Genomic DNA, 21,070 nt, shown 5'->3' with positions numbered 1-21,070 from the left:
AGCGCGCTCTAAGTCAAGGGCAATTGGGACCTTGGCGGAAACTTAACGCAAATATCCGCGCAACGGCACCAAGCTCTGCCCGGCTTGAATGATCCGCCCGATTGGGCCCTGCGGGAATTCGATCGCCAACAACGGCAAGACGGTTAGGGTCATGGCGAAAACAGCCAACGTGAGGGTGTTGAACGCCAAAACCCCATAAAGGAACGCTGTCAACAAACCCCCGCCAATCCCCAGCACGATGGCTGGCCACTTGTAAACGTAATCTTGGAGCCCCATGAACCAGCCATAAAGCCCTCCAACCAACCCCAGGCTGACATAGCGGGCCGGCATGGGCATCATGTTGAATTTCGTCAAAAGCTCCCAAGTGCCGTTTGCCGCCAGTGGGAAAACGATGCCCAGCCCCAAGCATTGGAGCAAGAACATCCAGTCGATCGGAACCTCCGCAACCCCCACCCTCCGGTTGACGCGGTTGATGATCACCCTAGCCAAAACGGGCAACAGGATGAACAGCAATGTCAGCAAGATGGAGTGCTTGAAGTACGTCATATCTTGGTGGTTGGGGCCGACGGGTTGCCAGTATCGGAACCAGTTTTTTTGGTTTGGTCCGGCTTTGCGGTTCGAGTGGCAGATTCGTCGGAAGCAGGGGCAGGCAGCTCGCCGCCGACCCGGACAGTCATCCTCTTGGGAGACTTGGCGCTCCGGTAACCGACCGTCACATTTTCGTCGTCTTCAAAGGCCCGGCCAGGTCGGGTGATCTCGATCTCGACGTCGTAACCAACCGTCGAAGTTTTGAGGTTTTCCGCCAAGCGGCGGAAGGTGGGCACGAGTTGTTGGCTGTCAGCAACCAGGATCACATCTGTCGAAAACGATTTCAGCGCATCGAGGTCGGGAGCCGGCCCCAAAGCAATGGAGATGAGCGTGATCCCGCTGTCTTTCACCCTTTGGGCCAGGTCGGGCGGCATCCCGGCATCAGAGCCCGTATCCCGCCCATCGGTGAGCAAGACGGCAATTTTGGGGCGGTCCGTCTCGCCCGCCATCCAGTCGATCGACATGGAAACGACGCGGTAGAGCGGGGTTCCCGAGTTCTCGTTGCCCCGGAGCATATCGAGCTTTGGCAAGATGTCGATCGGTTTGGAAAAACCTTGCAACACTTCCGGCGGTTCCACGCGGGGGATGCGGTAACCGGGTTGCGGGTTGAGCCGGGGGAACGTCGCGAGGCCCACCCGGTCTTCCGGGGTCAGAACTTCGAGCAGGGCTTTAACCGCTTCGATCCGCCGGTAATCCTTGTCGGCGGCCGGGAGCCAGTCGCTGTTCCACGGGCTTGGCGGGGAAGGCTGAACCATGCTGTAACTGTTGTCCATAAGCAGCATGATCGACTTTCCGCGCTGGTCGCGGGTTGTTTCGGTAATCGGCTTAACGTTCTTGACGTGGACGCCAACATCTTTGGTCAAGCTAACAAAGCTCAACGGGTCCACTTCGCTATCGGGCACCCGGAACCGGATGACCCGTTCAAACTCTTCGGGCCGTTCTTCTTTCTTGACCAGCGGTTTGGGTTTTTCAACCACGGGCACCGGCTTGACTTCCGGCATCAAAACACCTTCGCGACCGGTTTGGGCATAGGCGGTTGGGCCAGCCCCGGCATTCACGACCGCAAGGGCCCCGACGACGGCCAAGGAGACTCCCAACAGGAGTCCGCCACGCACGAGCCAGGGGTTGGGGACCATGCTGTTTCTCCTTTATTTGATATAGGCGCGGTTGGAGTTCGGTTTGGCGCCCAGACTCTTGAATTCCGTGGCCACCCCGCGCAGGGTTCTCAAGGCGCGGGCCCGCTGCTCTTGGGCTTTGGCGCTGTCCGGCCGCACGGCATCCAATTGCGCCATAAACGTTTGCCAGGCGTCTTGCCCGTGCAGCGCCAAGGTGCGCCCCTGGGCCAACGCGACTTCGTCTTGGTATCGCTTGAGCGCACTCAGATAGGAAGTGCGGAGCCGCTCTTTATCGCCATTTTGCGGTTCCATCTGGTACCGCATAATCTTGTAAGTCACAAAGAATTCGTACGCGATCACCGTGCCGACAAACAGGAGGGCAAGGCCCCCGGCCGCCATGACTGGGCTGGCGAGGCCTTTGGATTGGCCAAGCGATTGCATGTCGATCCCCATGAACGCCAGAAGCGATCCGACAAGGGCGACCGACATCATGATGAGCATGGCGACAGTCATCTTGCGACCCAACATCTGCCCCGCTGTCCTCACTTCTTTGAAGCCCTCTCCCGGCGACAGGGAGACGATGAGCATCATGATGAACCGGGTCATGAACGTGATCCCGTAACTGAGCGAGACCGCCAAAATGATCGACAAAGTCGTCTTAATCACCCCGCCTGTATCCGCGATCGGCTCGATGAGGACCCCCGCCAGCGGGAACAACAGGTAGGCCTTGAGGACGACGGCCACAAAAAGGGCGAAGAAGCCGCCAGTGAGCTTTTTGGTGGTGATGTGGCTGTGGCTTAGGGCTTTGAGATACACCTTTTCCAACCCTTGGGCGTCGGCATATTTGGGTGCCTTGACCCGGCCCCCAATGGCCCGGCACTCTTCGATGAATTCGGCTGCGCGGGCGCTGAACCCGCCGTTCATGGTCTCGTCGCGCTGCAGGGCTTCGTGGCTGGCGTGCCACTGCTGGGTTAACCGGACGTACGCTTGCAAGAACTGCCGGGCTTCCCAAATGTGCCGGCTCATAAAACCAAGCTCCATCATGTCCCGCTCAACCGTCGCGGCCAGTTCGTCCCGCTCGGAATCGGTGACCAACCGGGGCTGTTCGTGCGCCAGTTGCTGCTCGGGGTTGGGCCGGGAAACGATCCGTTCGCGCACGGGCGGGACGGGGATCGCGGGAGGTCGGTCGAAGGTCGTGCTCATGGCTAGTTCTGCTTGTTGGCCGCTATTTGGCCGGCGATCGCTTCTTTTGCCTGTTCAAGTTTCGTGCCGCCGTTCTTAAGCGTCACGTCAAAGAACTGTTTTTGGGCGTCACCGGCGTTGCCACCGATGAATTTGTCGCGGACAACGTTATCCAATACCGTTAGTTTTTGCGTTCCGTCGGCGTCCAATCCCACAAAGACCAACATCGTGACGTTTGGCATATCCCGCAACACTTCGGTCTCTTTGGCCAGCACGCTCTGATCGTCTTCAAACCCGCCATCGGAGACGAACACGCCAATCACTTGCTTCCCGCTGTCGCGGGTCGCCTGGGTTTCCAAATCCCGGAAAGCCGTTGCCAAATAGGTGCCCTTCGTCCCCTTGTCATCGCCAGAATCGTCCTTGACGTAGTCCTTCATGAACGGGGTCAGATTGGGCAGGCTGCTCACCGTCGAACCGATCTTGATGCACTCTTGGGAGTACCAATAAAGCGTTGTTTCCAACCCGTCGGGGAAGGTGTCCAGCAACTCCAACACCTGCTTGCTGATGTCCTCGCGAAGCGGCTTGGCCGAACCCGAGCGATCCAGGTACACATGCACGACCACCCCCTGCACGGTCGGCTTTTGGGGGGCAAACGTCTCGTGGCGCACTTGCTGCTCAACGGCAGAGGCGGCCCCACAGCCGGCAAGCAGCAAACTCGAACCGGCAACTGCCAGTCCCACCGTCAAAATCCATCCGAATCGGCGCACACCCAAAGATACGCCATTAGGGGGCCCGAGTTGCACCCGTATCTCTTTCAATTTTCCGACATTTGCCGCCGGTTCCCCGTCGCTTCCAAACATAGTTGATTCCTAGTAACGCGAAACAGACGTGCAGGATTCCCAGACCGTCACATCCGCCAAGCCCTGGTAGCATCCGCAAGTAGGGCAAATGGCGGGCTCCCACGGAAGAACGATCCAAAGCAAAACCGGTGTGCGGTCCTTGCACAAAGATATGAGGCGTAAATATGCCGCCCGGCCCCAAATCGCCTTCTTGGCCCAAGATTGGGAGGACGGATACAACGTCGGTGGCCTATTCCGATTGGCCGATGCCTGCGGGGCAACCCAAATCACCCTCACCGGAAAGTCGCCGCAGCCTGAGGCCAATCCCATGGTCGCCGTGACAAGCATGGGACAGCACCGGCGCATTCCGTGGCGGCACTTTGCCCGGCACGACGATGCCATCGCCGCGATGAAATCCGAAGGGTGGAGCTTGGTCGCTGTGGAAATCGCCGAAGGCGCCGTCGATGTCAACGGATTCCGATTCCCCGAAAAAACCTGCCTTGTCCTGGGCAACGAAGGCGGCGGAATCTACGGCCAAGTCATCGAGCAATGTGATTTTGCCGTCTTCATCCCCATGTTCGGTAAAGGGAGGAGCCTCAACGTGGCATCGGCGGCGGCTGTCGTCGCCTACGCGGCCGTGTTCGGGTCATCCGCCGGCTAGGGTTTGGTCGCTGGCGGCCGCTGCTTTCGCCTCGTTCCACAATTGGTCCCATTCATCGGCAGAAAGCTCAGTAAGCGCTTTGCCTGCCAATGACTCCATCGATTGGAATCTCAACCGGAACCGAGCCACCATTTGCCTCAAGGCTTCCTCGGGGTCTATTTTCGCCCACCGGGCCAGATTCACAACCGTGAACAGCAAGTCGCCGAGTTCTGATGCCTGATCTTCCCGGGAGCCCGAGGCCAAAGCCTCGCGCAGTTCCGACTCTTCTTCACGGAATTTTTCCCAAACTCCGTCGATGTCCGGCCATTCGAACCCCGCCCGCGCCGCCCGCTTGCTCACCTCCATGGCTAGCATCAAGGCCGGCATGGAATGGGGAATCCCGGCCAAGATCGAACGAGTTGGATCCTCTTTTTCTGCCCGTTTGACGGCATCCCAGTTTTTAAGCACGGCTTCCGAATCGGCCGCCGACTCCCCGCCAAAAACGTGCGGGTGGCGCCGAATCAACTTGTCGGTGATCCCGCGGGCCACCTCATCAATCCCCCAATCGCCGTCCCGCCGCCTGATTTGGGCGTGCATGAGGGGTTGGAGCAACACGTCGCCCAATTCTTCGCGCATCGCCCCCAGGTCGTTGGAATCGATGGCCTCAAACAGTTCGTAAGATTCTTCCAACAAGTATTTCTTCAGGCTGGTGTGGGTTTGTTCGATGTCCCACGGGCAACCGCCGGGGCCCAGAAGCCGGTCTACGACCTGCACCAATCCGGGCAAACCGCCGGCATGGAACTGGTCTTGCGCCGGGACGACGAGGGGGTCGCCGACGGGGAACTCCTGACCGTAAATCTGCCGGAGACGATCTGGCAGTTCGGGCCCGAACCCATAGAACACCTGGTGCGCCCTCTGGTCGATGGCTAGCACAAGAGGCGCATAGTGCACTTGGTACGGGCCGGCCAGACCGAACCGGGACAGCAACGCTTCAGCGGATTCCGGCATGGCAGGGGAGATCTCTGATCCTAACCGCCGGAAAACAGCTGTTTGAGATCATCGTCAAACGGCGTGCCCTGGTATTCCACACGTGCCTTTTTGCGGGCCTCGTCCATCAGCTTCGCCATGTCGTTTTTCACGCCGCCGCGGTCCACCATCAGCTTGTTGCGGATTTTTCGCTTGAGTACATCGTCTAGCTTGACGACTTCTTCGGGCAACACCTTTTCAAGGTAGATCTTGACTTCGCTGGTGGGTGCTTTGATCCATGGCGTTGTTTGGCCGGCCTTGAGCCCGGTAACCAGCGACTTGACTTCTCCCGAAAGCGATTCTTCGGCGATTTCACCCATGTAACCGCCATCATATTTTGTGGTCAGGTCAATGCTCATTTCGGCCGCGACATCGGCAAACTTCTTGCCCGAAGAGAGCGCGGCATCGACCTGCTTCTTTGAATCGGCCGAATTGACCGCGATGACCCGCAGGGCGTAACGTTTGGGCTTTGTGAACCTGGCTTTGTTGTCCTCGTAATATCGTGTGACTTGGGCGTCGGCAATGTTGATGCCTTTGGTGATGACATTGAACTCGGCCAACTGGACTTTCACGTCATAGCGCAAGTCGGCCATCGTGAACCCCAACATTGTAAAGGCCTTGACGTAATCTGGATTTTCCTTGGTGCGGAAGTCGATTTCTTCGGTGATCTGCGCCTCCGAAGGGGTCACCCCCTGGTCGGCGGCCAGCTGTAGCGTCAGCATTTCGTTCACCATCGCCTGCAGGGTCAAAAAGCCGGGCATCGCCGTCACAACCGTGTTCCCGTACTGCTTGCCAACCCCCGGGAGAACTTCCATCCGTTTGATGTAGTTGCTCCGCATGATCGACTGCCCATTGACGACAAGCATTGGGCGGTCTTCTTGGGCGTGGGCGGCAACGGCCAAAGCGAACAAGGCCCCGGCAAACAATGCGATCCGTTTCATAGTGTTCCAAGCATTCTGACGGGCAACTTCCCAAGAAGGGTTGGCCACCGGGCCAGAATGCCGCCCAGTGGGCCAAGGAGGCAGTGATACAATCCGATGATGGTTCCTTGCCCGCCCGACCCCCGATGGAGTCCGGACGATGGTTTGGCCGCCGATCTTGCCCAGCGTTTTGGCACCCCGCTCTACGTGGTGAACGAGGCCCACTTCCGCGCGACGATCCGAAACTACCGGCAAGCGTTTTCTGCCGTTGAACCGGGTGGGGAGCTCACGTTTGCCAGCAAGGCCAACAGCGTGTGCGGCATCCTCCGCATCGCCTGGCAAGAAGGGTGCCGCATCGATTGCGCCAGCGCCGGCGAACTTATGGCTGCTTTGCAAGCCGGAATCCCGGCTGCCGACTGCCATCTCCACGGCAATAACAAATCTGCTTTCGAAATCGAGTTCGCCATCCAGTCGGGGATCGGACAGATTGTCGTCGACAATAGCGGGGAGCTCCGCCACTTGGCCGAGATCGGGTGCCAGACCGAGCTGATGCTCCGGCTGGCCCCCGGCGTCCTGCCTGTAACCAACGAAAAGATTAGCACCGGTCAACAAGACACCAAGTTCGGGTTCAGCATCCTGGGGGGGCAGGCCGAAGAAGCGGTCCAGTTTTGCCTGGATCGGGGGTTGAACCTTGCGGGGTTCCATTGCCATGTCGGATCCCAACTCCTGGATCCGGTGGCCCAGATCGAAGCCGGGAAGAAACTTGCGGAATTCGCCCTTCACATGAAGGCAATGTGCGGGTTCGAGGCCCGGGTGCTCAATCTCGGGGGCGGACGGGCCGTCCGGTATACGGATGAACTCCCCATGCCGGTTGCTGATTACTGCGCCGAACTCAGCCGCGGCGTCCGGGATGCCCTCAGCCTGGGTGGGCTCTTCCCAAAGCTCGTCCAGGAACCTGGCCGATCCCTGATCGCCGAATGCGGGGTCACGCTTTACCGGGTCGGGGTGGTCAAAGATGTCCCGTTGCCGGATGGGGCTTCGCGCCGGTATGTTGTCGTAGATGGGGGACTGGCCGATAATCCTCGGCCCGCACTTTACGGGGCGGCATACGCCGCCTATGTTGTGGGCAAAACTCCGCCCAACCACCCGACGAGGGTCAGCGGCAGGCATTGCGAAAGCGACATGCTGATCGCGGAGGCCGACCTTCCGGCCGACACCGCCCCGGGCGACGTCCTGGTCACTCTGTCCACCGGGGCGTATTCGAGCAGTATGGCGAGCAATTACAACCGGTATCCCCGGCCGGCAACCGTGCTGGTGAGGGAGAATGGGGGAGTGGATATCCTCCAAAAGGCCGAAACGTGGCAGGATCTCCTTTCGCGGGAATGCCTACCGGAGGATTTGTAATGCCTATCACCCCTGACTATGTCATCGCTTCGCTAATCGTGATCTTCTTTGCGATCGGCCTGCACGAATATGCCCATGCCAAGGTCGCTGACCTTTCCGGAGACCCAACCCCGCGCCAGCAGGGCCGGGTGACTTTGAACCTCACCAAACACTTCGACCTCTTCGGGACGATCATGATCGTCATGACGACTTTGACCGGCTTCGGGATCGGGTGGGGAAAGGCGGTTCAGGTCAACCCGGCCAAAATGCACAACCCTCGCTGGGATTGGTTTGCCAGCGTGATGGCTGGCCCCCTGTGTAATTTTGTTCAAGCCATGGCCTATGCGGTCGTGTTCCGGGTCGTTGCCCCGTTCGTCCCCAACATCTCCGAATCTGGCTTTCTATTCCAATTCTTGTTCTTGGGCGTTCTCATCAACATCTCTTTGATGTTGTTCAACCTCATTCCCTTCGGCCCGTTGGACGGGCACTGGCTGGTTGGCTTGCTGTTGCCAGAGCCGGTGCGGCTCAAGTGGTTCCAGTTCAACCGGACAGTCGGCACCCCGGCGCTGCTCTTGTTGGTGCTGGTAGGCCAAGTCTCCAACTTCAGCCTCCTCGGATTGGTGTTGGAACGGCCAGCGATCTTCCTGCTCCGGTTCCTCCTCGGACGGTGAAGCCCCGGGCCGGTGCCGCCCAAAGCAGGGAAAATGGCCCCGTGAGCAAAAACAATCGCATCTTGAGCGGGATGCGCAGCACCAATCCCAAGCTGCACATCGGCAACTACGAAGGTGCCCTCCGCAACTGGGTGGCCCTGCAAAACGAAGGATTCGAACTCTATTGCATGGTCGCTGACTGGCACACGCTCACCACCAACACCGACCGCCAGTCGGGCCACAACGCCCGGGCGGTGGCAAAGGATTTCGTCGCAGCGGGAATCGACCCAGATAAATCGGCAGTGTTTGTGCAAAGCCACGTCAAAGAACATGCCGAGCTGCACCTGTTGCTCAGCATGGTCACACCGCTGGGGTGGGTGGAACGGAACCCAACCTACAAAGAAAAACAGGCCGACATCGGCGGAGCCGAACGGGAACCTTACGGCCTGCTCGGATATCCCGTCCTCCAAACGGCGGACATCTTGCTTTACCGGCCCTACGGCGTACCCGTCGGCCGCGACCAAGCCCCCCACCTTGAAATCGGCAACGACATCGGGCAGAGGTTCAACCGCTTGTTTGAAGTTGAGCTCTTCGAACCGTACAAGTACATGATCCCCGAGGACGAGACGCGGGCCAAAGTCCCCGGATTGGACATGCGCAAAATGAGCAAAAGCTACGACAACTGCATCTATCTCAGCGACACTGAAGACGAAACCGCTGAGAAGATCAAAAGCGCGTTCACCACCCCCACAAAAATCAAAAAGTCCGACCCCGGCATCCCGGAAGGGTGCGCGGTGTGCCAATACCTCAAGCTCTATTCGCCCGATTGGCAAACACAATGGGCAGAAGATGTTGCCGGCGAACGCGGGTGCATGCAGAACAAAAAGGAACTGACAGAAGCCGTCAACGAATACTTCCGGCCGATGAGGGAACGCCGGGCTCAGATCTCCGACGGGGACATCGAGGCGATCCTCGCCGCCGGCGCCGAAAAAGCCCGATCCGTGGCCTCGGAAACCATGGCCAAAGTCCGGGAAGCGATGGGGCTCTACTGACTCCGCGTCCCTGGCTTGGCAACCGGGATTGCCGACAACCAGTCCGGAACCTCATCCTGGGCCCAACTTTGTGCCTGCACTTGGTAGGCCGCAAAGAAGGGCACCCCAAAATCCAGCGATTGGGATGAGCGGTCGATCAAAACCCCCACCCCGGCGACTGTCCCACCGAACCGGCTGACCGCATCCATCGTCTCTTGGACGGAAAGGCCGGTGGTGAGCACGTCGTCGACAACCAAGACGCGGGAACCCGCCGGGATCACTGCGTTGCGGCGCAACGTCTTGACCCCGTCTTCGCTCTCAACATAAATTGCCGAGACCCCCATTTGGCGAGCCACTTCAAAGGCGATGATGATCCCGCCGGTTGTTGGCCCGGCCACGATGTCTGCCTGCCCGGCAAATCGTTCGGCGATCTCGCGGCAAAGTGCGCTCAAGGCGGCAGGGTTTTCCAGCACGCGGAATTTTTCGAAATAGACATCGGAATGCCGTCCCGATGTGAGTTTGAAATGCCCCCTCAGGATGGCTCCCGACTCCTCGAGGAGCTGTTCGAGCATCGCCTGGTTTCCTGACATCGTCACCCCAACACCGTGAACGGTTGCAACTCGCGCAGAACCTGGTTCTGGTCGCCCAGCAAGAGCACTTTGGGCGTCACCGGGTCGTCGCTGAGCGCAAAGGCCGCGATGATCACGCGGTCGCCCTTCTCAAAAAAGTGTGCGGCGCCCCCGTTTAGGCCGATGACCCCCTTGGGGCCCTTAAACGCATAAGTTTGAATCCGCGATTTGTGGTCGACGGCCCAGATGTGCACAAGCTCGCCTTCCACTATCCCGACGGCATCCAACAGATCCCCGTCGATCTCGATGCTGCCCACGTAATCGGGGTTGGCATATGTGATCCGCCCGTGATGGAGCTTAGACTTCAACAGGGTCTTGAGTTGCATCGGTTTCGGGTTCCGGCTGGGCTGGCGTGTCGTCTCGGCGTCCTTTGTCCGACCGTTGGTTCCGCCGGTAGTACGCAGTGAGCCCGCCGCCAACGGCCATGATACCGACCCCCCACCAGACCAATATGGTCAAAGGCTTATAGAACACCTCCACAGGGTAGGCCGGGGTTAGGTATTTGAACGAGATGTTGGCCGACTTGTCGGCAGCATTAATGCTGTCCAACATGAGCCCAAGTCCGTGGCCCAAATCGACAACAGGCCGCTCCAGCTGGCCGGGGCCCACAAGCTTCACATAGGGCCGGACGGTCTTGGTCCCCTCGGCCGTATCGATCGTGATCACCGCCGTGAACTTTGCCCCTGCCATCCCAGGTGTGCCTTCCGTTTCCATGCCGTGGTAGGTGGCCATCGTGCCAAAAAACACGCCAGTTTGGCCCGGCAACAGCGGTTGTGGTTCGCTCCCGCCAAAATCAGGAGTTCCGTCTTCATTGAACTGGAAGGATCGGACGACGACATAGATGTCGTAGAGCGGCCGCGAGATGATGTCTGGCCATACGTTTTCGTTCGGCATCCCGTTCTGGCCCATCGTAAAGTAAAGGCCTGGGCGGGCAACATGGACATCCTGGCCATTGTCCAACCGGATCTCGATCTTGTTGTGCCGGTTGTCGAAAGTCGAACTCGCCCCCATAAGCGACATCTTGTAGCCGAACGCCGAAACCGTCTTCGATTCATGAACCGAGATGCCAGTGACCTTTTGCTCGAACCCGCGCGAAAAAATCAAGCCGGCCATCGTGAGGGCAAACCCGATGTGGGTCAACATCCCCGCCGAGCTCAACGGCTTCTTGCGGAACTGCAAAAAGGCTTTGACCAACGTGGCGTAGACCGAAAAAGCGCAAAGCCCGATCAAAAACAGAATCCAAGGAGTCGCAGGCACCGAGCCGGAAAGCAGCATCTGCACTTGTTTGCCAGGGTCGGCCGCCATCCCCGGAAACCGTATGATCCAAGGTCCGACCTGCACCTCGTTGCCGCCCCACTTCACCCAAAGCAAAAGAAAACCCACGGTAGCGATCGTGGCCGCCAACAAATTCACAAAGTATTTCTTGAAGTTGGCCAACCCCTCGGCACGCCAGCTCAACAAGGGAGCGATGGCCATCAAAACCATCACCACCATGAACGGGATCGAAACCATGGTGTTGTAAAGGTGTTCGTCAACCACCTTGGGTTGTTGGCCCTGGAGGGATTGGATGAGCGGCACACTCATTCCAAACCCGGCCACCAATCCGACCGACATCATGAACCAGTTGCCATAGGCATAAAACGTCTCCCTTGTCCAGAACCCGGGGTTGGGCTGGGGCGATGGCACGTCGATCCGCTTGCGAGCCCATGCAAATACCCCGCCGAATCCGGCCAAGGCAGCCGCGCCGATGCCCACCAAAATCCACATCGCCGTCCGGTCCATCTGCGCAAAGTTGTGGACGCTCGTGTCGCCAAGGAAACCGGAACGGGTCAAAAACGTGCCATACACAAAACTTACAAACGGCGCCGCGGCATAAAACACGTTCTGCCAATGCCACTTGGATCTCGCCTTTTGGACGATCACTCCGTGGATCAGTACGGCCAGGAATATCCAGGGGACGAGAGACGTGTTCTCCACCGGATCCCACGCCCAAAAACCGCCCCAGCCCAACGTCTCATAGGCCCAGAACCCCCCCATGCACAGGCCGACGCCGCAAAACGATAGGCCAATCAGCGCCCACGGGCGAACCTGGTCGATCCAGGTGTCCAAATCCCGGTGCAACATCGCCGCAACCGACCACGCGAACAACGCCGTTAGGCAGCCAAAACCCAAAAAAATCGTCGGCGGGTGGATCACAACCCAGTAGTTGAGGAGGGAGGCCGGCAAGCCGAACCCATCGCGCAAATCCGTCCCTGCCGGGTTTAGCCGAAAGGGGGATTCGAACATCAGGATTCCGGCCAAGGCACCCAAAAACAGGCAGCAAACGCCAGAAAACCACCGCTTGTACTTCCCAGTTTTCGAAACGGCCAGGGAGCAGAACAGGGCCGAGCCGATCGCCCAAAGCAGGAACGACCCCTCTTGCCCCGACCAGACGCCGGCGATCTTGTATTGCAATTCGTGATCGTAAGCCGAATGCCGTTGAACGTAGCGGAATTGGAATTGGGAGGTGACGAACAAAACCCCGAGGCCGACAAAAGCCGAAAGCAGGCAGAGGCTTGTGCCCCATAGCCCCCGGGCCGCCAGGACGGGTTTGTCCAAAAAGGCCGCCACAAAACCAAACAAAGCAAGGATCCCAGCCGCCGCGACGAGCGCCCCTCCGGCAATCCCGACCCATGTCAGAGAGTTCACAGGAACATGGGTTTGGGCCAACAAGTTAAACAAATCAGATGCCGCCTATTCGACCGCCGGCTTCGCCTTGCCGTCGCTTTCGTACTTGCTCGGGCACTTGGTCAGAAGTTTGTTGCTTTCAAAGTGACCGTCTTTCATTCCGCCAACGACCACGACCCGGGTTGCTTCGCCCATGTTTGCAGGGGGCAGCCCATGGTGCACCACATCCATCTTCTCACCGAGGTCGTCGACGATTGTAAATCGGATCAGGGCATTGGCCGAATCGACCCGCAGCGATTCTTTCACCAGATTGCCTTGCAAGTGCATGTCGGTCAGCTGGCTCGTCCGGGCCTGGGCCACTGTCACATAGGGGCTGGCATTGCTGAGCATCACAAAAGCGGCCACCGCCAGTGCGGCGACCCCCGCAACGACCCCGGCAATCGGTTTGAACGCAACCATGGCTGTTCTGATTCTACGCAATCTTCGGACCGGCCCCAACCGCGCCGGTAGGCCACCCGGCCGGGAACCGCCGGCCAAGCCGACGTGTTGACCCAAGATGACTGTTCCGATCCGTCGGTACCGAGTAAACTAACGCGACTCAAACCCCTAGGCCAGACCCATGACCCCGCTGACCCGCTTGATCCCCATTGCCGCTCTTGCTGTTGCGGCCGCACCCAACTTTGCGCAATCCGCCTCACCGGCGCAAATGGGCAAGTTTGCCGGACGCACCGATATGGACATTTTGCACATGGCCACCAAAATCGGCAGCTTCAAAATCATTGATGGGGAAGGCCGCTTGGAATTCAGCTTCAAAGGCACCCTCCTCGTCAGCAAACTCGATGGCCAGATGACCACCTTGTCCGGCAGCCTGAGAAAGGAATACGACAAGAACCAGCGAGCGGTCTACACCGGCAAAGGCACTGTCGTCATCGAAGGAAAGTGGCGCGGGGTCCAATGGTTTGGCGACGACATGAACGCCACCTACTGGGGCAAAGGGGTCTGCCGCATCACCGGGGAATTCGACCGGAACCTGGAAACTGGATTCTATTGGTACCGCGACCCGGCCAAAAAGATGCCGTTCCCCTCGTCAACCGTCATCGACCTCCGCATCCCGGCTGAAAACTACGGCGCAGACCTCAATTCCAAGCCCCAGATCCGCCAAGGCGGGACCGCCAGCGGCGGCAACTGAGCTTTGCTCACAAACAGCTTCTGCCACATCCCGGGTCTGGGTTCTCACACCGAGCGCACCCTGTGGCGGGATGGGTGCCGAAGCTGGGAAACCTACCTCGCCAACCCAGGGCGGTTCTCTGCCGGCTCGGTCGATAGCGGGTTCATGCGCGACCAATTAGAAAAATCGGCTAAAGCCCTTGACCAGAGGAACCACCAATTCTTTGGCGGGCATTTGGGAAGCCGGGAATCGTGGCGGGCCTGGCCCGAATTTTCCGACTGCGTCTGCTATCTGGACATCGAAACCGATGGCGGGCAATCAGGGGAATCCATCACAACTGTCGGCATCTATGACGGCACCGAATTCACCTGCCTGGTCAAGGGTCAAAACCTGGGCGATTTCCCCGACGTCTTCAGCCGATTTGGGATGGTCGTCACGTTCTTCGGCGGCGGATTCGATATCCCGATGCTTAAAAAGGCATTTCCATTTGTGCCGTTCGACCAAATCCACCTCGACCTCTGCCCCGCGCTCAAACGGGTTGGGTATCGCGGTGGGCTCAAAAAAATCGAAAAGCAACTCGGCATCAACCGCGGCGAAGACACCGACGGCCTCAGCGGACTTGACGCCATTCGGCTCTGGAACGAGTTCCAACGCGGTAGGGAGCAATCGTTGCAAACCCTCATCGACTACAACCGGGAAGACGTCGTCAACCTCCAGACTCTGGCCGCAATTGCCTATGGCAAGCTGCGGGCCGAAACGCTGGCCTCGGCTGGGCTAAGCGAGGCCGATTTCGCCGAGGATCAGGCTAGCCTCTTTTAATTGCGCATCATCCACTTGCGAGTGGAACACAAAGCGGATGCGGCTCGGGCCGAACGGGAAGCACCGGAGCCCTCTGGAATCCAACAATGACGCCAATTCCCCAGCATCTCCGTCGATGTCCATCAGCACGATGTTCGTTTGCGGTGTTGGAGAAGACCAACGCGTGTGCCGGTTGATGAACCCGCTCAAAGTAGAGGCCCGGGCATGGTCCGCCGCTAGGTTGGCAAAGCCGTGATCGATGGCGAAAATGCCCGCTGCGGCAAGGATCCCGGATTGTCTCATGCCGCCGCCAAGCCGTTTGCGCCAAATGCGGGCTTGATCGATGTGGGTTCCTGAACCGGCCAACACGCTGCCCACCGGGGCGCCCAGGCCTTTGCTCAGGCAGAGGCTGACGCTATCGACATGGCGGGTGAAGTCGTGGATGGGGCGGCCCAAAGCGGCGGCGGCATTCCACAGCCTTGCCCCGTCGAGGTGGATTTTGAGCCCCAGCCGGTCGGCCGCTGCCCGCCAATCTGCCATCTCCTCCGGTGTGGCCACAGTCCCCCCGTGTCGGTTGTGCGTGTTTTCCAGACAAAGCAGCGTCGTTCCTGGCGTATGGAGCGAGGCGGCCATCGCCTTGGCCCCAATCTGTTCGGGAGAGGGGAAGCCGAGAGGGGTCTCAAAAGTCCTGACCGTCAAGCCGTTCAGCACCGCCAAGGCCCCGACTTCATAGTGAAGGATGTGGGCTTCGTCCTCAACTAATATGCTGTCACCTGGTTGGGTGATAGCGGCAATGCCGACCTGGTTGCCCATCGTCCCGCTGGGAACAAAGACGGCGGCCTCCATCCCGGTCATCTGCGCAACCTTGGCTTCCAGCGCCAGCACGGTCGGGTCGTCGCCCAACACGTCGTCACCGACCGGCGCCGAAATCATCGCTTGGAGCATCTCCGGCGTTGGCCGGGTCACAGTGTCGGATCGAAGGTCGATGGTCATAAGGTTTGGATGAACTCAAGGGACTGGGCGCGGATCTGCTCCCACGCCGGGTAACTGAACGAATGCCCCTCCCCTTCCAATAGGTGGAGCTCGGCGGGAACCCCGGATTCGCACAGTTTGATGTAAAGAGACTTCGACTGCTCCACTGGGACGATGTCGTCTGCCGTCCCGTGGAAAATCAAAAACGGCGGCGCCCCGCCATGGACATGGGTTGCCGGCGATGCCGCCGCATACCTCTCGGGCGATTCCGCGTGCGACCCGCCCAGGAACTGCTCTAAAAAGGACATCGATATGGGGAAGTGCGTCTGTTCCGGGTTGCGCACGTCGGTGATTGGGCAGATGGCAACCACCGCGTCGGCGTTTTGAGCTGGGCTCCCGTCAGAAAGATTCCGCTGCAATCCGGCGATACAACCCAGGTGCCCTCCCGCACTGTTGCCCATCGCGATGATCCGCGACGGGTCGATGCCGTGGAGCTTGGATTCGTTCCGGAGGTGGGCCACCGCATTCAAGACATCGTCGCAAGCGGCTGGGAAAGGTTCCAGCGGGGCCAGGCGGTAAGAAACACAGGCGGCACCGACTCCTTGCGAGGCAAACCAAGCGGCTTCACCGTGGAACGAATCCCGATCCCCACTGATCCACCCTCCCCCATGGATGAGCACGACCAGCGGATGAGGCCCCGGCCCTCCAGGCATGAACAGGTCGAGGCGGCATGCCTTGACCCCCGGGCAATAGGGCAAATCCCTGAGAACGGTCACACCACCGATTCTGGCACTCCGGCGACTCCGACGGCCCGGGCCTGAAATATCAGTGAAAGTAGACAAATTTTGCAAATTCCCAAGAAATATGGAGCAAAGGGGTGATTTTTGTCTGCTTGATTGATAAAATCAGGGTCAGCATATCTACCGGTGTGCTGAAAAAGGGAGAGACAAAAGAATATGCAAATCCGCATCGACCTATTCGGTCGGGTGGCGGCGCGCAGCAACACCAAGGCCATTGCCGGGTTCCCGACCCGCAAGACGGCCGAGCTGTTGTTGGCCCTCGCCGTCCATCCCGGCCAACCTATGAACCGGCGAGACCTGATCGCCATGCTTTGGCCGGAAAGCCGGGGGATCAAGGCGAACAACCGCCTTTCGGCAACCCTCTACATGCTCCGCAAAACATTGGAGGGGACGTTCGGGGCGACCGGGGCGGCGCTGGTATCAGCCGGGGAGGGGGCCATCTGGCTGGAGGGTGATTTCGTCAGTGCCTTCGATGAAATCGACCGGGCCTGGCGAGCGTTCCAATCTGCCACCCCCGAAGACGGCAAGACCGCTGCCTCGGCCGCCTTTTTGAGCCTTTATGCGGGGCACCTGGGGGCGGAGCTTGCGGGGGAATGGTTCGAGCCCCTCCAGTCCCTCTGGGCCAGCCGCTGGACCGAAGCCGCCATCTGGAGGGCAAGGGAAGGGTTGGATTCTGTCGATGACCTGGTGGGGCGCCTCGCCAAAATCCAGCCGATCCTGCCCGTCACGCGTTCGCTGGCAAACGGGTTCCTCAATGGCATCGGGCGGGGCGACTTGGCTGAATCATGGTCGGGCCCTGCCCGGCCTCGGGTAGCCACCCACGCGCTGGTCGCCTATCCCAAATATAACGTCGATGCATCCAAGTCCCTAATCCGCCGCCCTACCCTGACGGCAATCGTTGTCGAGCCGGCCCATGCGGGGCTGTTGCGCGACCTAGTGGAACTTGCCGGCAGTTCCCAACCCTGGGTGGGCAGTTCGCAGGTGTTCTGCGCCCGAAACCCCATCATCGCCCGGCGGTTCGCCGCCGAAATCCGCACCCAGCACCCGCTGGCACGGATCTATATCTCAACTGAGGTGGCCAGTCCCGACGAACGGGATGACGGGCGGCTGTTGGAGCGACTAGACGGCCTGCAACCTGGGGAGACCCTCCTCAACGCCGCCGCCGCCTCGCTCATTGAACAACACGACCGCAATGTCGTGATGGAGCGGCCCCTGGGCAAATCCGGCTACCGGCTCCTCTGAAACGATTCCTTGCCACGTTGCCCCCGAAACACATTTGTCGGGTCGGGGGCACAAGATATTTCAAATAATTATGAATTATTTACATGATAAAAATATGAAATAAATCATAACCATAATACTATCTAATATATTGTCAATATTTGTTATTATCGACCCAGAAGCCCGAGGTCTTTTGCCATGTCCGTCTTGTCAACCCGCGAATTCGCCTCCCGTCCCATCGGCCGCCTCCTCTGCACGGCCCTGGCCGGCGCTTTGTTTTACAGCGCTTCGGCAATTGGCTTGAACGCGCTGGCGGTCGGGGCCTCGGCCGGTTTGCAACAGCGGTTGGAAGATTTTCAACGGCGCCCGAAAGGCTGGTACACGGACAAACCCACCCGGGTGTTCTTCGGCGAAAAGCCGGGGCGCGACCCCGTTGGCCGTGGCGGGACATGGACACCGGACCTGTTGCGCGACCTCGCCCGTGTCCGGTTGTTTGAGAAGGCAGAAGCCCCTATCGCTCCGAGCGATCTCCTGCTTTCGCTGACCCCGCTCCCCGGATTGGCGGCCGTCCAGGTCGATGGCGGATCCGGTGGCGGCGGCGGCGGGGGAGAAGGCGGGGGCCCCGGAGGAGGGTCGGGGGGCGGGCCGGGTGGCGGTTCCGAAGGTGGCAGCCAACTCAACTCCAACACCGGCAACCGCCATGCCGCCTATCCACTGGTCTCCTGGATGGCGCGGGGGGACAGCGGGGTGGACTTAACCCTGCACCACAACTCCAAAGGTGCTTACAGCTTCGACCTCGGCAAGGGGTGGAGCCACGGCTACGACGTTAAGATCGCCTACACGTCCGGCTCTTCGGCGATCGTCCGGTATGGCGACGGGCTGGAAGTCCCTTACACCGAGACGTCCGGGGTGTTCGCACCCCCCGCCGGGATCCACGACGCCCTTGTCCACAACACCGGCGGCACGTGGACTTTGACTTCCAAGAACCGGACAAAACTCGAATTCGATTCTGCGGGCCGGCTCACCGCCGTCAAGGATGCGAACAGTAACACCGTCACGGTCAGCCGCGACACCAGCGAAAAGATCACTTCTATTATCGACGGCACGGGGCGGTCGCTGACATTTGCCTACACGTCGAGTGGCCTCATCTCAACGGTCACTGACCCGGCCTCGCGGGTCTGGACGTTCACCTACGATTCGGCCAACAACCTGACCGGGATCTCCTATCCGGCGCTGAGTTCGGCCATCCACACCCGGACGTTCACCTACAACGCGGCGAGCGACATGCTGACCGAAACCGACCTGCGCGGGAAGGTTTGGACCATGGCGTACGACACCAGCGAGCGCCTGACCGGCTTCACCAACCCGCTCGGCCAGACCTCGACTTGGAGTTACAGTTCCACCGCCGCAACGCTCACCCAGCCGAACGGCAAAACCATCGTTCACAACTATTCGGGCGGTTTGGTCGCCTCGGTTGTCGACCAGGCAGGTTACAGCACCGCCTACGTCTACGACTCGGACAAGAACGTCACCAGCTTGACGGACAAGCGGGGCAAGGTTTGGACCGCCACATTTGACACCAAGGGAAACACCCTCACTTCCACCAACCCGCTTGGGAAGACCACAACGTTCACCTATTCCAGCGGCAACGACCTGCTGACCGCCACCGACCCGCTCGGCCACACCGACACCTTTACCTACGATTCAAACGGGAGGCTGCTGACCTCGACTGATGCCCTGGGGCGGACCGCATCGACCAACACCTACAACTCCTATGGGGAACTCGCGGCGACAGCCGACGCCCTCGGCCGCACGAAATCCCTGTTTTACAACTCCCAAGGCGATGTGGTGCAAACCACCGCTCCGGGGGGCATCGATAGCTTCGCGAGCTACGATGTGCTGGGCCGGGCCACGTCGGTCACCGATCCGGCAGGGAACACCACCACCGTCGCCTATGACGAGTGGGGCCGCGCCATCTCGGCAACTGAGCCGGGCAGTGCGGTCTCCAGCCTCGCCTACGACCTTGAATCCAACATCGTTTCTGCCACCGATCCGCTCAGCCGGTCTGGTTCCCGCACCTACGATGACGCCGGCCGGCTGAGTTCGGCCACCAACGCCAAAAGCGAAACCACCGCCTATGCCTACAACTCGGCCGGCTACCTGACATCGGTCACGAACGGCCGGGGCTACACCCGCACCTACGCCTACACCGATCGGGGCCAGGTGGCGACTCTCACCTTGCCCGATTCGAGCGTTGAGCAGTGGGCATACGACGGGGCCGGCCACACCACCGCCTATGTCAACCCCCTTGGGCAAACCACCGCCTATGGATTTGACGATGCTGGCCGGCAAACCCTGGTCGATTACCCGACCGGGCTGACCGACACCACCCTCGCCTACGACGATGCGGGTCGCACCACCGCCATGGCGGATGTCAGCGGTACCAGCACCTGGACATACAACGTCGGTGACGAAGTCACGGCCCTGACCACGCCGCAAGGGTCGCTCAGTTACACCTACAACCTGGCCGGGCAAATCGCCACGATGGTCGACAGCGGGGTCGGCACGACGTCGACGGCCTATGATTCCGCCGGGCGGGTTACGAGCCTCACCGACGCCTACGGGGACGTTTCCACATACACCTACGACACCGCCGGGAGGCTCAGCCGCAAAGACAACCCCAACGGCACCACCGAAACCTACAGCTACGACAACCGCAACCGCCCGACCTCCATCGTCACGAAAAACGCCGGCGGAACCACCCTGCAAAGCCGGGCTTACACGTTCGATTTGGCTTCGCAGGTCACCCAAGTCATCGAAGGCGGCATCACCACCACTTACGGCTACGACGCCATCGGCCAACTGACCTCGGAATCCAAATCAACGGGCTATTCGGCCAGCTACACCTACGACGCCAACGGCAACCGCCTGACGCGCACCGTTGGCGGATCGACTGAATCCTATTCTTACGACGGGGCCGACAAGCTGCTCTCGGTTACCGGGGGCCCTGACCCGCGCACCTTCGCCTACGATGCGGCGGGGCGCACGACCGGGATCACCCGGAGTTCGGGCACGACCACGTTCAGTTACGACTTCGAATCCCGAGTGACTTCGATTTCGGGTCCAGGGGTCTCGAATTCCTTCAGTTACAACGGCCTGGACACCCGGGTCGGCCTGACGGATTCCACGGGCTCGCGCTCGTTCAAACGCAACGGCGTCGGGGTCACGGCGCCGGTTTTGTCGGATGGGTCGGCGGTGTACACGCCTTCTGGCGAGAACCGGGGCGGGGTGAAGACCACGTTCCACTCGGCTCTAAAGAGCCTGGATGTGCAGACGTCTGCGGCGGGGGCGGTTTCCGCTTCTCGGGTTTACGATGCGTTCGGCAACGACCTGAGCTCTTCGGGCTCTTGGGCTTCTCGGTTTGCTTATGCCGGGGGGTTC

At 59.9% G+C, this 21,070-nt stretch carries 20 protein-coding genes; 8 read left to right on the top strand and 12 right to left on the bottom strand.

The window, feature by feature from the left end:
* Window positions 1-42 precede the first annotated feature (42 nt).
* Genes JNM28_00100 through JNM28_00085 form a run of 4 tightly spaced genes read right to left on the bottom strand, consistent with a single transcriptional unit; the run spans window position 43 to window position 3,745 of the window.
* Window positions 43-546, bottom strand: a complete 504-nt coding sequence (locus JNM28_00100; GenBank protein ID MBL8066833.1) for a hypothetical protein — start codon at window positions 544-546, stop codon at window positions 43-45.
* Window positions 543-1,724 carry a VWA domain-containing protein gene (locus tag JNM28_00095; protein MBL8066832.1) on the bottom strand — a complete coding sequence of 394 codons (1,182 nt, stop codon included), beginning with the start codon at window positions 1,722-1,724 and terminating at the stop codon, window positions 543-545. The genes JNM28_00100 and JNM28_00095 overlap by 4 nt, the downstream gene beginning before the upstream one ends.
* 12 nt (window positions 1,725-1,736) lie before the next feature.
* A complete protein-coding gene (locus tag JNM28_00090) occupies window positions 1,737-2,906 on the bottom strand; it encodes a hypothetical protein (protein ID MBL8066831.1) in 1,170 nt (389 codons plus the stop codon).
* Window positions 2,907-2,908: 2 nt separating this feature from the next.
* Window positions 2,909-3,745 carry a VWA domain-containing protein gene (locus tag JNM28_00085; protein ID MBL8066830.1) on the bottom strand — a complete coding sequence of 279 codons (837 nt, stop codon included), beginning with the start codon at window positions 3,743-3,745 and terminating at the stop codon, window positions 2,909-2,911.
* A 151-nt stretch (window positions 3,746-3,896) separates the two neighbouring features.
* On the opposite strand from JNM28_00085, the gene JNM28_00080 reads away from it, so the two are divergent.
* Window positions 3,897-4,385, top strand: a complete 489-nt coding sequence (locus tag JNM28_00080; GenBank protein MBL8066829.1) for a tRNA methyltransferase — start codon at window positions 3,897-3,899, stop codon at window positions 4,383-4,385.
* On the opposite strand, the gene mazG is transcribed toward JNM28_00080, so the two are convergent.
* Together mazG and JNM28_00070 are read right to left on the bottom strand one after the other, a co-directional pair.
* Complete coding sequence (mazG, locus tag JNM28_00075; protein MBL8066828.1) at window positions 4,371-5,372, bottom strand: nucleoside triphosphate pyrophosphohydrolase; 1,002 nt, start codon at window positions 5,370-5,372, stop codon at window positions 4,371-4,373. The two genes, JNM28_00080 and mazG, sit on opposite strands and share 15 nt — an antisense overlap.
* A 20-nt stretch (window positions 5,373-5,392) precedes the next feature.
* Window positions 5,393-6,331 (bottom strand): peptidyl-prolyl cis-trans isomerase, encoded by a 939-nt coding sequence (locus JNM28_00070; protein ID MBL8066827.1) that lies wholly within the window; start codon window positions 6,329-6,331, stop codon window positions 5,393-5,395.
* 99 nt (window positions 6,332-6,430) lie between these two features.
* On the opposite strand from JNM28_00070, the gene lysA reads away from it, so the two are divergent.
* From lysA to trpS, 3 genes are all read left to right on the top strand, one after another.
* On the top strand, window positions 6,431-7,714 hold the full coding sequence (gene lysA, locus JNM28_00065; protein MBL8066826.1) for a diaminopimelate decarboxylase: 1,284 nt from the start codon (window positions 6,431-6,433) through the stop codon (window positions 7,712-7,714).
* Entirely contained in the window at window positions 7,714-8,364 is a 651-nt protein-coding gene (locus tag JNM28_00060) for a site-2 protease family protein (GenBank protein MBL8066825.1), read from the top strand. The genes lysA and JNM28_00060 overlap by 1 nt, the downstream gene beginning before the upstream one ends.
* 71 nt (window positions 8,365-8,435) lie before the next feature.
* A complete protein-coding gene (trpS, locus tag JNM28_00055) occupies window positions 8,436-9,395 on the top strand; it encodes a tryptophan--tRNA ligase (protein MBL8066824.1) in 960 nt (319 codons plus the stop codon).
* Here the strand turns inward: trpS and JNM28_00050 are convergent.
* The 4 genes from JNM28_00050 to JNM28_00035 are packed head-to-tail and all read right to left on the bottom strand — an operon-like array spanning window position 9,389 to window position 13,129.
* Window positions 9,389-9,964: an orotate phosphoribosyltransferase gene (locus JNM28_00050; protein ID MBL8066823.1), complete on the bottom strand. Its 576-nt coding sequence runs from the start codon at window positions 9,962-9,964 to the stop codon at window positions 9,389-9,391. The genes trpS and JNM28_00050 overlap by 7 nt on opposite strands.
* A 2-nt stretch (window positions 9,965-9,966) precedes the next feature.
* Window positions 9,967-10,329 (bottom strand): aspartate 1-decarboxylase, encoded by a 363-nt coding sequence (locus tag JNM28_00045; protein ID MBL8066822.1) that lies wholly within the window; start codon window positions 10,327-10,329, stop codon window positions 9,967-9,969.
* Entirely contained in the window at window positions 10,301-12,691 is a 2,391-nt protein-coding gene (gene ccsA, locus JNM28_00040; protein ID MBL8066821.1) for a cytochrome c biogenesis protein CcsA, read from the bottom strand. The genes JNM28_00045 and ccsA overlap by 29 nt, the downstream gene beginning before the upstream one ends.
* 45 nt (window positions 12,692-12,736) lie before the next feature.
* Window positions 12,737-13,129, bottom strand: a complete 393-nt coding sequence (locus JNM28_00035; GenBank protein MBL8066820.1) for a cytochrome c maturation protein CcmE — start codon at window positions 13,127-13,129, stop codon at window positions 12,737-12,739.
* A gap of 160 nt (window positions 13,130-13,289) precedes the next feature.
* On the opposite strand from JNM28_00035, the gene JNM28_00030 reads away from it, so the two are divergent.
* Both JNM28_00030 and JNM28_00025 read left to right on the top strand, forming a co-directional pair.
* Complete coding sequence (locus JNM28_00030; GenBank protein ID MBL8066819.1) at window positions 13,290-13,859, top strand: hypothetical protein; 570 nt, start codon at window positions 13,290-13,292, stop codon at window positions 13,857-13,859.
* 3 nt (window positions 13,860-13,862) lie between these two features.
* On the top strand, window positions 13,863-14,657 hold the full coding sequence (locus JNM28_00025; GenBank protein MBL8066818.1) for a ribonuclease H-like domain-containing protein: 795 nt from the start codon (window positions 13,863-13,865) through the stop codon (window positions 14,655-14,657).
* Here JNM28_00025 and JNM28_00020 read toward each other — a convergent pair.
* Window positions 14,613-15,629 carry a low specificity L-threonine aldolase gene (locus JNM28_00020; protein ID MBL8066817.1) on the bottom strand — a complete coding sequence of 339 codons (1,017 nt, stop codon included), beginning with the start codon at window positions 15,627-15,629 and terminating at the stop codon, window positions 14,613-14,615. The genes JNM28_00025 and JNM28_00020 overlap by 45 nt on opposite strands.
* Window positions 15,626-16,384 (bottom strand): alpha/beta hydrolase, encoded by a 759-nt coding sequence (locus JNM28_00015; GenBank protein MBL8066816.1) that lies wholly within the window; start codon window positions 16,382-16,384, stop codon window positions 15,626-15,628. Before JNM28_00015 ends, JNM28_00020 begins: the two co-directional genes overlap by 4 nt.
* Before the next feature lie 180 nt (window positions 16,385-16,564).
* On the opposite strand from JNM28_00015, the gene JNM28_00010 reads away from it, so the two are divergent.
* A complete protein-coding gene (locus JNM28_00010) occupies window positions 16,565-17,650 on the top strand; it encodes a hypothetical protein (GenBank protein MBL8066815.1) in 1,086 nt (361 codons plus the stop codon).
* 177 nt (window positions 17,651-17,827) lie between these two features.
* Window positions 17,828-21,070 (top strand): hypothetical protein (locus JNM28_00005; GenBank protein ID MBL8066814.1); only part of this gene is annotated, 3,243 nt, incomplete at its 3' end.

This window comes from Armatimonadota bacterium (assembly GCA_016789105.1).
Taxonomy (GTDB): Bacteria; Armatimonadota; Fimbriimonadia; order Fimbriimonadales; family Fimbriimonadaceae; genus UphvI-Ar2.
Note: the sequence above shows the minus strand (reverse complement) of the source record. Positions and strands in the feature narration are given on the sequence as shown.

Bases quoted from the DNA above. Each gene is read 5' to 3' on its own strand.
- JNM28_00100 (MBL8066833.1), bottom strand. From the start codon at position 546: ATGACGTACTTCAAGCACTCCATCTTGCTGACATTGCTGTTCATCCTG.
- JNM28_00095 (MBL8066832.1), bottom strand. From the start codon at position 1,724: ATGGTCCCCAACCCCTGGCTCGTGCGTGGCGGACTCCTGTTGGGAGTC.
- JNM28_00090 (MBL8066831.1), bottom strand. From the start codon at position 2,906: ATGAGCACGACCTTCGACCGACCTCCCGCGATCCCCGTCCCGCCCGTG.
- JNM28_00085 (MBL8066830.1), bottom strand. From the start codon at position 3,745: ATGTTTGGAAGCGACGGGGAACCGGCGGCAAATGTCGGAAAATTGAAA.
- JNM28_00080 (MBL8066829.1), top strand. From the start codon at position 3,897: ATGAGGCGTAAATATGCCGCCCGGCCCCAAATCGCCTTCTTGGCCCAA.
- mazG (MBL8066828.1), bottom strand. From the start codon at position 5,372: ATGCCGGAATCCGCTGAAGCGTTGCTGTCCCGGTTCGGTCTGGCCGGC.
- JNM28_00070 (MBL8066827.1), bottom strand. From the start codon at position 6,331: ATGAAACGGATCGCATTGTTTGCCGGGGCCTTGTTCGCTTTGGCCGTT.
- lysA (MBL8066826.1), top strand. From the start codon at position 6,431: ATGGTTCCTTGCCCGCCCGACCCCCGATGGAGTCCGGACGATGGTTTG.
- JNM28_00060 (MBL8066825.1), top strand. From the start codon at position 7,714: ATGCCTATCACCCCTGACTATGTCATCGCTTCGCTAATCGTGATCTTC.
- trpS (MBL8066824.1), top strand. From the start codon at position 8,436: ATGCGCAGCACCAATCCCAAGCTGCACATCGGCAACTACGAAGGTGCC.
- JNM28_00050 (MBL8066823.1), bottom strand. From the start codon at position 9,964: ATGTCAGGAAACCAGGCGATGCTCGAACAGCTCCTCGAGGAGTCGGGA.
- JNM28_00045 (MBL8066822.1), bottom strand. From the start codon at position 10,329: ATGCAACTCAAGACCCTGTTGAAGTCTAAGCTCCATCACGGGCGGATC.
- JNM28_00035 (MBL8066820.1), bottom strand. From the start codon at position 13,129: ATGGTTGCGTTCAAACCGATTGCCGGGGTCGTTGCGGGGGTCGCCGCA.
- JNM28_00030 (MBL8066819.1), top strand. From the start codon at position 13,290: ATGACCCCGCTGACCCGCTTGATCCCCATTGCCGCTCTTGCTGTTGCG.
- JNM28_00020 (MBL8066817.1), bottom strand. From the start codon at position 15,629: ATGACCATCGACCTTCGATCCGACACTGTGACCCGGCCAACGCCGGAG.
- JNM28_00010 (MBL8066815.1), top strand. From the start codon at position 16,565: ATGCAAATCCGCATCGACCTATTCGGTCGGGTGGCGGCGCGCAGCAAC.